Annotated in this window: 9 protein-coding genes; 4 read left to right on the top strand and 5 right to left on the bottom strand. The window is 75.0% G+C overall.

Translation table 11 applies throughout. The features are described 5' to 3' along the window. Positions 1-166: 166 nt before the first annotated feature. Positions 167-1534, bottom strand: a complete 1368-nt coding sequence (locus ACH4EB_RS19095) for a hypothetical protein (protein ID WP_398348703.1) — start codon at positions 1532-1534, stop codon at positions 167-169. Positions 1535-1758: 224 nt separating this feature from the next. Here ACH4EB_RS19095 and ACH4EB_RS19100 point away from each other — a divergent pair, with 224 nt between their 5' ends. Together ACH4EB_RS19100 and ACH4EB_RS19105 are read left to right on the top strand one after the other, a co-directional pair. Further along, positions 1759-4479, top strand: coding sequence for a helicase-associated domain-containing protein (locus ACH4EB_RS19100; protein WP_398348704.1), 2721 nt, complete (start codon positions 1759-1761; stop codon positions 4477-4479). A 576-nt stretch (positions 4480-5055) separates the two neighbouring features. After that, positions 5056-6699, top strand: a complete 1644-nt coding sequence (locus tag ACH4EB_RS19105; protein ID WP_398348705.1) for a DNA repair helicase XPB — start codon at positions 5056-5058, stop codon at positions 6697-6699. Positions 6700-6845: 146 nt separating this feature from the next. Here ACH4EB_RS19105 and ACH4EB_RS19110 read toward each other — a convergent pair whose 3' ends face one another. After that, a complete protein-coding gene (locus ACH4EB_RS19110; protein WP_398348867.1) occupies positions 6846-8090 on the bottom strand; it encodes a glycosyltransferase 87 family protein in 1245 nt (414 codons plus the stop codon). Between the two features lie 326 nt (positions 8091-8416). Beyond that, on the bottom strand, positions 8417-8608 hold the full coding sequence (locus ACH4EB_RS19115; protein WP_398348706.1) for a hypothetical protein: 192 nt from the start codon (positions 8606-8608) through the stop codon (positions 8417-8419). A 391-nt stretch (positions 8609-8999) separates the two neighbouring features. On the opposite strand from ACH4EB_RS19115, the gene ACH4EB_RS19120 reads away from it, so the two are divergent. Further along, entirely contained in the window at positions 9000-11105 is a 2106-nt protein-coding gene (locus ACH4EB_RS19120; protein WP_398348707.1) for a HelD family protein, read from the top strand. A gap of 31 nt (positions 11106-11136) precedes the next feature. On the opposite strand, the gene ACH4EB_RS19125 is transcribed toward ACH4EB_RS19120, so the two are convergent. Beyond that, complete coding sequence (locus ACH4EB_RS19125) at positions 11137-11463, bottom strand: ArsR/SmtB family transcription factor (RefSeq protein WP_398348708.1); 327 nt, start codon at positions 11461-11463, stop codon at positions 11137-11139. A 139-nt stretch (positions 11464-11602) separates the two neighbouring features. Between ACH4EB_RS19125 and ACH4EB_RS19130 the strand changes: the two genes are divergently transcribed. Beyond that, complete coding sequence (locus ACH4EB_RS19130; RefSeq protein ID WP_398348709.1) at positions 11603-12805, top strand: MFS transporter; 1203 nt, start codon at positions 11603-11605, stop codon at positions 12803-12805. A 34-nt stretch (positions 12806-12839) separates the two neighbouring features. Here ACH4EB_RS19130 and ACH4EB_RS19135 read toward each other — a convergent pair whose 3' ends face one another. Further along, positions 12840-13544, bottom strand: coding sequence for a copper homeostasis protein CutC (locus ACH4EB_RS19135; RefSeq protein WP_398348710.1), 705 nt, complete (start codon positions 13542-13544; stop codon positions 12840-12842). Positions 13545-13705 lie beyond the last annotated feature (161 nt).

A 13705-nucleotide genomic window follows, 5' to 3' on the forward strand; every position in this document is an offset into this window, starting at 1 on the left:
CGGCGGCCGGGCGGGGCGGCGCTCGTGGGGTCCGCGTACAGGGGGCGGCGCGCGTGCGGCCCCTCGGGGAGCGGGTCCGTGCGGTCCGCCCGGGAGCATCCGTACGGCCCGCCCGCTGGGGCCCGCATCCGTACGGCCCGCCCGTGCCCGCTCGCCGCCCCGGCGCTCAGCGCGGCAGCCTCCGCATCCGCCACACCAGGAACAGCGCCGAGGCGACAGCCGCGACACGGACCACCACCGGCAGCACCCCGGCCATCTCGTGCCCCAACTGCCCCTCGGCGATGGGCTCGCCCCACCGCCCGTCCACGCGGCCCCACAGCCACACCACCAGCCCGCCGGCGATCGCTCCCGGCACCCCGAGCGCCGCGAACTTCGCCTCGGCGCGTGACAGCCGCCGGGAGGTGTACGCGATCACCCAGCCGCCGCCGAGCGCCAGCCAGGACCCCAGCACCGCGCCCGCGACCAGCAACAGGACGGCGAGCAACAGAACGGGGCTGAGCGGGGGCCGCGCGGGCGGCGCGTACTCCACCGGCTCGGGCTCCTCCGCGTACGGCTCGGGCGCGGCCGACCGCCGCCGCCACGCGAGGACGCGCGGCAGCAGGCCGGTGCGCGGCGGCGCGGACATCTCCTCGCCGTCCGCGTTCCCGTCCGCGTTCCCGTCCTCGGACTCCTCGTCGGCCGCCTCGCCGTCCGCACCCCGCTCGCCCTTCTCCAGGGACGGCGGGCCGCCCTCCTTCCGCTCGCCCGGCGGGCGCTCGCGGATCTCGGGAATCTCGATGCCACCGATGAAGCCGGGCACCGTCTCACCGGACTCGTACGTCCCGACCGGCCCGAACGGGCTCTCCTCCACGCGCCACCAGTCGGGCTCTCCGGTGTCCTCGCCGAAGGCGACGGTGCCGTCACCCAGCTCGTCGAAGCCCGCGAGGTGCGGCGGGGACGCGGTGGGCGGTGGCTCCGGCTCCTTCGCGCGGGCGGAGCGGCGCCTGCCGTCGCGCGGGGCGGGGACCTTGCCGACGAGGCCGCGCAGGCCATCGCCCAGGCCGGACAGGGTCGGGAGACCGCCGGTCCTGGAGGGGGTGCCGTCGCCGGCCGGGGCGCCGTCGTGGGGCGCGCCGCCGTCGCGAGCATCGGAAGCACTGGTTCCGCTTGTCTCGCCGGGGGCGCTCGCACCGTTGCCCGTACCGCCGCCGTGCGTCCCGCCCGTACTCCCCGTACCGCCTGGGCCGAAGCGGCGCGCGGCCCCGCCCAGCTTGTCGCGCAGGCCCGGCCGCGACGGCGGTTCCGCCCCGCCCTGAGGCGCCCGCGCGGCAGGCGGGCCGCTGCCGCCGGCCGCGGCCACCACCGCCTCGGGCGTACCGAGCCGGGCCAGCACCCGTCTGACCCCGGGCACCGTGTCCGGCTTCACCGCGTCCACCTGCGCCCGCAACTCGGCCACCAGGCGCATCCGCGCTCCGGAGGACAGCCCGCGCTGCTGGGCCAGATCACCGACCCGGCTCAGATAGTCGAAGACAAGCTGGTCGCTCTCGATCCCCACGAAATCCCCTGTGGCACAGCCCGGTTCCTCCCGAGACCGTACCCCCGATCGCCTCTCCCACGGGGGTGGCGGCGCCGACCGGCCCGCGCGGCGCCGTTCCCGGTGACGGCAGGGGCGGGCACGGCGAGCGCGGGGGCGCGGAGGTGCGGGGCGCGAGAGCACAGAGGTGCCGGGGCGCGGCGCCGCACCCGCCGACGTCACACGCCCCCGCTACCGTGTAGCGGATGAGTGAAACACCCCGCACGCTCGCCGAAGAGCTCCGCACCCGCCCCGACAGCGGGCTCGCCGACCTGCTGCGGGCCCGCCCCGACCTCCTCAACCCGGTCCCCGGCGACCTGACCCAGCTCGCCACCCGGGCCGGCACCCGCGCCTCCGCCGTCCGGGCCGTGGAACGCCTGGACCGCTTCGCGCTCCAGACCGCCGAGGCCCTGGCGGTGGCACCGGACCCCTGCCCGTACGAGACGTTGCTCGGGCTGATGGCGGGGGACGCGGGCGGGGCGGACGATGTGGACGCTGCGGGGGCGGACGGGGCCGGCAGGGCAGGCGAGCCGACCGGGGCGGGCGGGGCCGACGCCGCTGCCGGGAGCGCCGCCCTCGACCCCGGCACGGTCGCCGCCATCACCGCCGAGCTGCCCCGCGCCCTGCGCACCCTCCGCGGCCAGGCGCTGGTCTGGGGCGGTGACGACCGGCTGCGCCTCGTCCGTACGGCCCGGGAACTGCTCGCGCCCGGACCCGCGCACCCCTCCCCCACCGGCCTGGGCCCGACCGTCGCCGAAGCCACGTCCGGCATGTCGCCCGGCCGCCTCCAGGAGATCCTGGCCGCCGCCGGGCTGGCCGCGACCCACGACCCGGTGACCGCCGTCGCCGCCCTGACCGGGCTGTTCGAGGACCGTACGCGGATGGCCGCGCTGCTCGGTGCAGCACCCGGCCAGGCGCTCGCCGTGCTGGACCGGCTGGTCTGGGGCCCGCCGTACGGTGCCGTCACCGACCGGCCCGCCGCGCACCTGCGGTGGCTGCTGGACCGTGGGCTGCTGCTGCCCGCCGGGCCGCGCAACGTGGTCCTGCCCCGTGAGGCCGCGCTGCACCTGCGCGCGGGGCGCGCGCACCACGTCCCCGAGCCCCTGCCGCCCGCCCTCGCGCCCACCACCGAACGCGATCCACAGCTTGTGGACAGCGCTGCCGCCGGCCAGGCGTTCACCGCGCTGGCCACCGTCGAGGAACTGCTCAAGGAGTGGGACCTCGGCGGGCCGGGCGTCCTGCGCGCCGGGGGCCTGTCGGTCCGCGACCTCAAGCGGACCGCGGCCGCCCTGGACGTCACCGAACAGCTCGCCGCGTTCTGGCTCGAACTGGCCTACGGCGCCGGGCTGCTGGCGTCCGACGGCGAGGCCGACGAGCGGTACGCGCCCACCCCCGCCGCCGAGGACTGGCGCCGGCTCCCGGCCGAAGAGCGCTGGGTGCGGCTGGCCACGGCCTGGCTCGCGGCGACCCGTACGGCCGGGCTGGTCGGCACGCCCGACCCGAAGGGCCGCACCCTGTCCGCGCTCGGCCCGAACCTCGACCGTTCCGCGGCGCCCGAGGTACGCCGCCGGACGCTCACCCTGCTCGCGTCCCTGGCCCCCGGCACGGCCGTACCGGCCGAAGCCGTACTGGACCGGCTGCGCTGGGAACGTCCGCTGCGCGGCGCGGGCCGGACAGCGGCGGGCCCCGCCGCGAACAGCGGCAGCACGGCAGGCGCCCGCCGCCCCGACCCGGCCACCGCGGCCGACGCCGACGCCGCCCGCAACGCGGGCCCGGCCACCGCCACGGCCGCCACCGACGATCTGCGCTCCCGCATCGCCCGGTGGACGCTCACCGAAGCCGAACTCCTCGGCATCACCGGCCGTGGCGCCCTCGCCACTCACACCCGCGCCCTCCTGGAAGCGGGCACCGAGGCCGGGGTCAGGTCCGCCCCCGAGACCGGCTCCGGCTCCCGGCCCGGCTCCGCTGACGCGGAGGACCCCGCCACGCGCGCCGCCGCCCTCCTCGCCCCCCTCCTCCCCGAACCCCTCGACCACGTCCTCCTCCAGGCCGACCTGACCGCCGTCGCCCCCGGCCCGCTCGAACGCCCCCTCGCCGACGCGCTCGGTGTGCTCGCCGATGTCGAGTCCAAGGGCGGCGCCACCGTCTACCGCTTCACCCCGGCCTCCGTACGCCGCGCCCTGGACGCCGGCCGCTCCGCCGCCGAGCTGCGGTCCTTCCTCGCCGCGCACTCCCGCACCCCGGTGCCGCAGCCGCTCGCCTACCTCATCGACGACGTGGCCCGGCGCCACGGCCGGCTCCGCGTCGGCGCGGCCTCCGCGTACGTACGCTGCGACGACGACGCGCTCCTCACGGAGATCCTCGCCGACCGGCGCGCCGTCGGCCTGCGCCTGCGCCGGCTCGCCCCGACCGTGCTCGCCTCGGCCGCCCTGCCCGACCAGCTCCTGGAGGGCCTGCGCGCGATGGGCTACGCCCCCGCCGCCGAGTCCGCCGAGGGCGATGTCCTCATCGCCCGCCCGGACGCCTACCGCACCCCGCCGCGCTCCGCGCCCACCCCGGTCCCCGAGGGGCCGCCCGCGCCCGACTCCACCCTCCTCGAAGCGGCGGTCCGCGCCATCCGCGCCGGCGACCTGGCGGCGACCGCCGAACGCAAGCCGTCGAACGCTCCCGCCCCGGCCCCCGGCGCTCTCCCGCGCACCACCTCCGCGGAGACGCTCGCCACCATGCAGGCCGCCGTCCTGACCAACGCCACCCTCTGGATCGGCTACGTCAACGCCGACGGCGCCGCCAGCCAGCGCGTCATCGCCCCCGTCCGCGTCGAGGGCGGCTTCGTCACCGCCTACGACCACACCGCCGACGAGGTCCGCACCTTCCCCCTCCACCGCATCACGGGCGTAGCGGAACTGGCGGACGAGACGGCCTCGTGAAGGGCCCGGGCAGCAGGCCCGGGGCAGCCCGTGAGGGCCCCGGCCACGGGCCCGGGACGGCCTCGTGAGGCCCCGGTCGCAGGTCCGGGACAGCCTCCGTGAGGCCCCGGCCGCGCGTCAGCAGAGCGCCCGCCCCTGAGAGAGCCTGTGTCTGCCCCCGGCCGGGCGCCCGCCACCCCGGAGCTGCCGCTGGGGTTCCAGCCACAGGCTCTGGCAGGTCTGAGTCGTCAGCGCCTCTGCCGCACCAGGGACCCCGGGTCCAGCTCGACCGGCAGCGGCTTCTCGATTGAACCTGCTCTACGGTCCAAGGACCGTAGTGATCTTCGTGCGCCACGCTCATCACGCCACTTCCTCAGCGGCATCCGTCGACATCAGTGTGACACCGACCACTGACAACGCGCCGCCGGCGTGACATCGCGCCGTTCGCCGCGCCCCGCGGCGGCGGACCGCGCCTTCAGCGACCCGGAAGTGATCGCCCGGCCATGCGGCACACTGGACGTTTGGCCGTACGGACGGCCGGGTGCCGCGGTCGGGGCTGGGGAACGGCCGGGCGCAGTGACGCGAAAGGCGAGGCGCGTGAACGGACCTCTCATCGTCCAGAGCGACAAGACGCTGCTGCTGGAAGTCGACCACGAGCAGGCGGACGCGTGCCGGCGGGCCATCGCGCCGTTCGCGGAGCTGGAGCGGGCGCCCGAGCACATGCACACGTACCGGGTGACGCCGCTCGGGCTGTGGAACGCGCGGGCCGCCGGACACGACGCCGAGCAGGTCGTGGACGCGCTGGTCGGGTTCTCGCGGTACCCGGTGCCGCACGCCCTGCTGGTGGACATCGCCGAGACGATGTCGCGGTACGGGCGGCTGACCCTGTCCAAGCACCCGGCGCACGGGCTGGTCCTCAGCACCACCGACCGGCCGGTGCTGGAGGAGATCCTGCGGTCGAAGAAGGTGCAGCCGCTGGTGGGGGCGCGGCTGGACCCGGACACGGTCGTGGTGCATCCGTCCGAGCGCGGGCAGATCAAGCAGACGCTGCTCAAACTGGGCTGGCCGGCCGAGGACCTGGCCGGATACGTGGACGGTGAGGCGCATCCGATCGAGCTGGCGGAGGACGGCTGGGCGCTGCGGCCCTACCAGCAGCAGGCCGTGGAAGGGTTCTGGCACGGCGGATCGGGTGTCGTCGTACTGCCCTGTGGCGCCGGGAAGACGCTGGTGGGCGCCGGTGCGATGGCGCGGGCCAAGGCGACCACGCTGATCCTGGTCACCAACACCGTCTCGGCGCGGCAGTGGAAGCACGAGCTGGTGAAGCGGACCTCGCTGACCGAGGACGAGATCGGCGAGTACAGCGGTACGAAGAAGGAGATCCGGCCGGTCACCATCGCCACGTACCAGGTGCTGACGACCAAGCGGAAGGGCGTCTATCCGCACCTGGAGCTGTTCGACTCGCGGGACTGGGGGCTGGTGGTCTACGACGAGGTGCACCTGCTGCCGGCGCCGGTCTTCAAGTTCACGGCCGACCTGCAGGCCCGGCGGCGGCTGGGGCTGACCGCGACGCTGGTGCGGGAGGACGGGCGCGAGTCGGACGTCTTCTCGCTGATCGGCCCGAAGCGCTTCGACGCGCCGTGGAAGGAGATCGAGGCGCAGGGGTACATCGCGCCGGCGGACTGCGTCGAGGTGCGGGTCAACCTGACCGAGTCGGAGCGGCTGGCGTACGCGACGGCCGAGGTGGAGGAGAAGTACCGGTACTGCGCGACGACGGCCAGCAAGCAGAGCGTGACCGAGGCGCTGGTCCGGCGGCACAAGGGCGAGCAAACCCTGGTGATCGGGCAGTACATCGACCAGCTCGACGAGCTGGGTGAGCACCTGGGCGCGCCGGTCATCAAGGGGGAGACGAGCAACGCGCAGCGCGAGAAGCTCTTCGGCGCGTTCCGGGACGGCGAACTCTCCGTGCTGGTGGTCTCCAAGGTCGCGAACTTCTCGATCGACCTGCCGGAGGCGACGGTCGCCATCCAGGTGTCGGGCACATTCGGGTCCCGGCAGGAGGAGGCGCAGCGGCTGGGGCGGGTGCTGCGGCCCAAGGCGGACGGACACGAGGCACGGTTCTACTCGGTCGTCGCCCGCGACACCGTCGACCAGGACTTCGCGGCGCACCGGCAGCGCTTCCTGGCGGAGCAGGGGTACGCGTACCGGATCGTGGACGCGACGGAGCTGTTGGCGGAGGGCTGAGGGCGGGCCGGTGCCCGGGCGGGCGGGTGTGGGTTCGTACGGGCCCGGCGGACCAGCGTCGGTTCGCCCGGTTTCCGGCCAGGCGTCGGCGTTCGCCCGGCCCGGGCCGCCGCATCGGCAGCGACGCGGACCGGCCCGTACGCGCGTCAGCGTTCCGGGACGCGGGTGCTCAGTTCGCGGGGGCCGCGGGCGGTGCGCGGCAGTGGGAAGGGACGGCGGACCAGGCCGGACTGCGGGACGGCCGGGGGCCGGCGGCTCCACCAGGCCACCGCCGCCAGCAGCACCAGCCCCAGGACCGGGTACGGAGCCGCCAGCGGCTGCTGCCACCAGGAGAAGTGCAGGTCGCGGTCGCCCTGGTGCGGGAGCACCCACATCGTGCGGGCCGTGAAGGCGACCGCCACGGCCACCAGCAGCAGACGGCGCCACCATACGCCGCGGACGTGCGCCCCGAGGGTGACCAGCAGCGGCACGCACCACACCCAGTGGTGGGACCAACTGATCGGCGAGACGAGCAGGGCCGTGACGGCGGTGCACAGCACGCCCCAGGAGTCCAGGCCGCGCCGCAGGTACACCTGGCGGGCGACGAGGAGCCCGGCCATGCCGGTCAGCAGCGCCGCGCCGGCCCACAGCAGTCCCGGCTGCTCGACGTGCAGACAGCGGGCCAGCAGGCCCTGCAAGGACTGGTTGTCGACGATCCACGCCTTGCCGACCCGGCCGGTCTCGAACATCCGCCGCGTCCAGAACTCCACACTGGCGTCCGGCAGGACGAGCACCCCGAGCAGGACGGAGCAGGCGAAGCCGGCCAGGGCGGTGCAGGCGGCCCGTACCCGGCCGGTGATCAGCAGGTAGACGGCGAACACCGCCGGGGTGAGCTTGACGCCCGTGGCGATGCCGACCGCGAAGCCCTTCAGCCGGGCGCCGTCCGGTCGGGCCAGGTCCCACAGGACCAGGCAGGTCAGGGCGATGTTGATCTGTCCGAAGACGAGTGTCTGGAAGAGCGGTTCGAGCCAGATGGCGAGCGCGGTGGCGGCGAGCACGGCGGGCAGGGTCCGCGCGCGCCGCAGTCGGGACGCGCCCGCCGGGTCGCCGGTGCCGGTGACGTACGCGGCCTTGTACGAGAGGTGCAGCAGGACCGGTACGAGGGCCACGTTGACGAGGACGGAGGCGACCTTGAGAGCTCCGAGCGGGAGCCAGGTCGTCGGGATGAACAGCAGGGCGGCGAAGGGCGGGTACGTCGCGGGCAGGTTCCACTCGGTGACGGTGAAGCCGTACAGGTCGCCGCCGGTCGCCGCGGCCTCGCCTTCGGCTCGGTAGACCGCTATGTCGGACATGGACAGCGATACCAGCCGGAACACGACGGCCAGCGCGGCCATGGATGCCATCAGCAGCATCACGGCGGCTATCGTCTTCTTGTCCGGGCGCGTGAGATGCCGCGTCCACGGTCGTCTGTGCGGTACCGACCGCGTCCCCTCGACGGCAGACACTTGTTGGGCCCCTTCTCGTCGCCGGACGCGCGCTGTCTGCGGCGACGCTAGTCGATCGGGACCGACTGTTTGTAACGGTTTCCGGTCGTCTGGATGCTGGTTGCGTATCAGTCGGGTCGGTCGGGCCGGCGCAGGCCGGTCGGGCGGGCCGGTTCGAGTCGGGCGGGCGCTGGAGCGGAGTGCGGCGTCGGCGGTCGGCCGCGGTGCCGGGTGACCGTCCGCGGGCGTCCGGCTCAGTCGTCCGCGTACTCCCCGAGGAGGACGACGCTGACCGCGGCGGCGGCGAAGACCTTGACCGCGCGGAAGACGTTGCCCACCATGTGGCGCTGCTCGTGGGAGTGCGGCGCACCGGCGGCGTCCGGGCCGAGGGCGGTGGCGCCGTGGGCCGGGTGCAGGGTGCCTGGGGTGAAGGTTGCGCTGCTCATGTCTCCATGATGGTTTTCGCGGAAGGCCCGCACATCGGCCCACGGGCCCATCCCGCACGGGTCTTTGGTCAGCCCCTGGGCCTACCCCGCCCCCTACGGGAGACGGACGGGCCCGGGCGGAAAGGTGAGGCGTCCCGCGCCGATCGTCGCGGGGCGCGCCCGGGAGGTCCGCGTCGTCGCCGGTCACCTCGCTGCGTAAATGCGTTGGCGCCCCTGATACCTGCTGGCTACAATCACCGGTCTGCCCGCCTCCCTCAGCGGAGTGCCACCGGCCGCACGGAAACCGGCCGGCTTCTCGCTTCACGCATCTGAACGCATCTGCCCGCACCCGAAGACGCCTACGCGTACGCCGTCACGTACGTCCGTAGCCGGATCCGCCGGAGGCAACACCGTGCCCTCGCACGCCCATGACCAGGCACCCGTCCATCCCCGGGACCAGGCCCACGGCCGGCCCGACCCCCTGGAACGCGAACGCGCCCACCTCGCCGCCTCGCGGGCGGCGCTGCGCGCCATGCGCCGGGACGCCCAGGCACTCAACATCGCGGACGTCACCGCGAACTGGGTCAACGCCGAAGTGCTCCAGGGCGAGGTGGAGGCCCGTATCAAGGCGCTCGCCGACCTGGCCGGCACCCCGCTCTTCTTCGGCCGCCTCGACTACCTGCACGCCCCGGGCGTGGACGCCGCCGAGGGCGCGGCGGGCGAGAACTTCTACATCGGCCGCCGGCACGTCCACGACGCCGACGGCGACCCGATGGTCATCGACTGGCGCGCGCCGGTCTCGCAGCCGTTCTACCGGGCCTCGAAGAAGGACCCGATGGACCTGGAGCTGCGCCGCCGCTTCGGCTACACGGGCGGGCAGCTCACCGCGTACGAGGACGAGCACCTGACCGACCCGGCGGAGGCGGAGCAGCACAGCCGGCTGCTTCAGACCGAGATCGAACGGCCGCGGGTGGGGCCGATGCGCGACATCGTGGCGACGATCCAGCCGGAGCAGGACGAGATCGTCCGCGCCGGGATCGGCGGCACGGTCTGCGTCCAGGGCGCGCCGGGCACCGGCAAGACGGCGGTGGGGCTGCACCGGGTCGCGTACCTGCTGTACGCGCACCGCGAGCGGCTGGCCCGTTCCGGCACCCTCGTCATCGGTCCGAACCGCTCGTTCCTGCACTACATCGAGCAGGTGCTGCCCGCGCTGGGCGAGTTGGAGGTCAAGCAGGCCACCGTCGACGATCTGGTGGCGCACGTGGAGGTGCGGGGTACCGACGACGCGGCGGCGGCGACGGTCAAGGGGGACGCGCGGCTGGCCGAGGTGCTGCGGCGGGCGGTGTGGTCACACGTGCGGATGCCGTCCGAGGCGTGCGTGGTGGTGCGCGGGTCGCGGCGCTGGCGAGTGCCGGCGTACGAGATCGAGGAGATCGTCGAGGAGTTGCTGCGCCGCGACATCCGCTACGGCGCGGCCCGGGAGGCGCTGCCGCAGCGGATCGCGCACGCGGTGCTCGTCCGGATGGAACAGGCGGGCGAGGCGCCGGACGACCGGGTGCAGGACGCGGTGGCGCGCAACGCGGCGGTCAAGGCCCTGGTCAAGGAAGTGTGGCCGCCGGTCGATCCGGCGAAGCTGGTGCTGCGGCTGCTGTGCGACGCGGAGTTCCTGGCCGCGCAGGCGGAGGGCATCCTGACGCCGGAGGAGCAGAAGACGATCCTGTGGGCGAAGCCGGCGCGCAGCGTGAAGAGCGCCAAGTGGTCGGCGGCGGACGCGGTGCTGGTCGACGAGGCGGCGGACCTGGTCGCCCGCACGCCTTCCCTGGGGCACGTGGTGCTGGACGAGGCGCAGGACCTGTCGCCGATGCAGTACCGGGCGGTGGGCCGGCGCTGTACGACCGGTTCGGCGACGATTCTGGGCGACATCGCGCAGGGCACCACCCCGTGGTCCACGGATACCTGGGAGGAGGCACTGGCCCACCTGGGCAAGCCGGGCGCGCGGATCGAGGAGCTGACGCTGGGCTTCCGCGTGCCGCGCGAGGTCATCGCGTACGCCTCGCGGCTGCTGCCCGCGATCGCGCCCGACCTGGCCGAGGCCACCTCGATCCGCGAGGCGGCGGGGGATTTCACGGTCCGGCCGGTGCCGGGGGCGGAGCTGGACGACGCGGTCATCGCCGCCTGCCACGAAGCGCTGGGCAAGGAGGGGTCGGTCGGCCTGATCGCGGCCGAGGCCCGGCTGCCCGCGCTGCGCGCGGCGCTGGAAGCGGCGGGCCTGGCCGTGCTGGCGCCCGGCGAGGAGACCTCGGCCCGGGCCCGGCTGACCCTGGTCCCGGCCACGCTCGCCAAGGGCCTCGAGTACGACTACGTCGTCCTCGACGAGCCCGCCGCGATCGTCGACGGCGAGCCGGACGAACGCACCGGTCTGCGCCGCCTGTACGTCTGTCTGACCCGGCCGGTCTCCGGGCTGACGGTGGTCCACGCGGCCGCCCTTCCGGAGCGGCTCGGCGCGGCCGCCGGGTGAGCGCCCGTGGCCTGCGCGGCGGCCGGTCCCGTCACGGCTCCGGCGAGTTCAGGAGCGACTCCACGAGGCCGGGGAACCGCGCGTCGAGGTCGGCGCGGCGCAGCCGTACGTAGCGGTGGCGCCCGACGGCCCGGGTCGAGGCGATTCCGGCCTCGCGCAGGATCCGCATGTGGTGGGAGACCGTCGACTTGTGCAGGTGGTCCAGGCCCAGGCGTTCGGAGGAGCAGTCGTACTGCTCGCCCGACGCGTAGACCCGGAAGAGGTGCATCCGGGTCGGATCGCCCAGTGCGTGCAACACCTTGACCAGATCGATGTCGGCGGTCTCCGGCTGCGGCAGCAGCTCTCCCTCCTCGTTCACCACGACACCCGCTCCTTCCGGCCGCCCCGAAACTGTTTGACAATCATCCAACAATCCATATCGTTTGACGCACATCAAACTTTACCCGTCGTCGTGGCCGCCTCCTCCGTCGCCCGCGCCGGATCCGGGAAGGACACCCGTGCGTCTACGTCTGCTTCTGCTCGCCCTCGGCGCGTTCGCCGTCGGGACCGACACCATGGTGATGGCCGGCCTCCTCGGCGACATCTCCGCCGACCTGGAGATCTCCGTACCCGCCGCGGGACAGCTCGTCACCGTCTTCGCCCTCGGGTACGCGGTGCTCGCCCCGCCGCTCGCCACCGTGACGGCCCGCTGGCCGCGGCAGCGGCTGCTGCTCACCGCCCTCGCCGTCTTCACCCTGGGCAACGCGCTGAGCGCCCTCGCCCCCACCTACCCGCTGCTGCTCGCCACCCGCCTGCTGGCCGCGGCCGGTGCCGCGCTCTACACCCCGGCCGCCAGCGCGGCCGCCGCCTCGCTCGTGCCGCCCGAGCGCCGCGGCCGGGCGCTGGCCACGGTCATGGGCGGGATGACGGTCGCGACCGCGCTCGGCGTCCCCCTCGGCACCTACATCGGCGACGCCGACTGGCGGCTGACGATGTGGCTCGTCGTCGCGCTCGGCGCCGTGGCACTGGCGGGCCTGGCCGTACTGCTGCGCGGCATCCCCGCCCCGACGGCCGCGCCCGGCCTGCGCGAGCGCCTGGTGCCGCTGGGCAACCGCCGCGTGCTGGGCGGCATCGGCACCACGTTCCTCTTCTTCCTCGCGGTCCAGAGCGTCTACATCTACCTGGCGACGGCGATGCGCCCGGCCACCGGCGGTGACGCGGGCCGACTGACCCTGATCATGTTCGTCGGGGGGCTGTCCTCGGTCGCGGGCAGTTGGCTGGGCGGCCGGGCGGTGGACCGGCTGGGCGTACGGCCCGTCCTGGTCACCGGCGCGGCGGTGACGGCGGCCGGCTATCTCGCGCTGCCCTGGCTGTCCCTGACCATGGCGGGCGCCCTCGGGTACGTCCTGGTCGTCCAGCTCTTCGCCTGGGGCATGGCCGTCGCGCTGGCCCACCGGACGGCGTCCCTCGACCCGGCCAACGCTCCGCTGCTGCTCTCCCTCAACAGCAGCGCCCTGTATCTGGGCATGGCGGCGGGCGGCGGCGTGGGCAGTGCGGCCATCGGGCTGCTGGGGCCGCACTGGTTCCCGCTGGCGTCCGGAGCGCTCGTCCTGCTGGCCCTGGCCTCGGCCGTGGCGACGACCCGGCGGCACGCCCCCGCGCCCGCCGGACGGGCACCGAGCGGCGCGCCCGACCGGCGGGTACCGGCCGGGCGGGCCTAGGAGCGACCTCGTCGGTCCGCCCCGAAGTCGTGCCTCAGACCGGCACCCCTTCCAGCGCCTCGCGCCACGCCGCCACGGCTCCCGCGTCGACCGGCGCGTCCCACCCGGAGGGGCGCGCCGCGCCGCCGATGTGGAAGGCGTCCACGCCGGCCGCCAGCAGCTCCGGCAGGTGCGCGAGCGCCAGGCCGCCGCCGATCAGCAGTCGCGGCTGGTAGCCGGGCTCGCCCTCCGCCGTACGGGCGCGCTCGGCCAGCAGCGTCGGCAGTCCGTCGTCGACACCGGCGGGCGAGCCCGCCGTCAGGTACGTGTCGAGGCCGGGCAGCCCGGCCAGTTCCTTGCGCAGCGCGTCGCGGTCGGCGGCCCGGTCGATGGCCCGGTGGAACGTCCACCGGCAGCCGTCGACCGCGGCGGCCACCGCCCGGACGGCCGTCAGGTCCGGCCGGCCGTCCGTGTCGAGGAAGCCGAAGACGAACTCCCGCGCCCCTTCGGCCCGCAGCGCCGCGGCCGACGCGCACAGGGCGTCCACGTCGCCCGCCGCGAAACCGTCGGCGGCCCGCAGCATCACCCGTACCGGGATGTCGACGGCCGCCCGGACCGCCGCGACGGTCCGCGGCGACGGGGTGAGGCCGTCGGCGGCCATGTCGCTGACGAGTTCGAGGCGGTCCGCCCCGCCGGCCTGGGCGGCCACCGCGTCGGCGGCGTCGAGCGCGATCACCTCCAGGAGTGCGCGCTTGGTCATGGGTCCCCATTCCTTCGACGTGACGACTTCAGCAGGACGAGACGGGATGCCGACACGGACAGCGAAGGACGACAGGTCTAGTCCAATGCCCCAGGGTACGGGCCGACCCGCCCGCCGGGACCACAACGCCCCGGTACTCGACCGGAAAGCCCCTCTTGACC

The sequence above is a fragment of the Streptomyces sp. NPDC018045 genome (assembly GCF_044327445.1).
Classification (GTDB): Bacteria; Actinomycetota; Actinomycetes; order Streptomycetales; family Streptomycetaceae; genus Streptomyces.

What these genes read in the sequence shown, in the direction of transcription:
- ACH4EB_RS19115 (WP_398348706.1), bottom strand. Translation starts at nt 8,608, where the DNA reads ATGAGCAGCGCAACCTTCACCCCAGGCACCCTGCACCCGGCCCACGGC.
- ACH4EB_RS19100 (WP_398348704.1), top strand. Translation starts at nt 1,759, where the DNA reads ATGAGTGAAACACCCCGCACGCTCGCCGAAGAGCTCCGCACCCGCCCC.
- ACH4EB_RS19110 (WP_398348867.1), bottom strand. Translation starts at nt 8,090, where the DNA reads ATGCTGCTGATGGCATCCATGGCCGCGCTGGCCGTCGTGTTCCGGCTG.
- ACH4EB_RS19135 (WP_398348710.1), bottom strand. Translation starts at nt 13,544, where the DNA reads ATGACCAAGCGCGCACTCCTGGAGGTGATCGCGCTCGACGCCGCCGAC.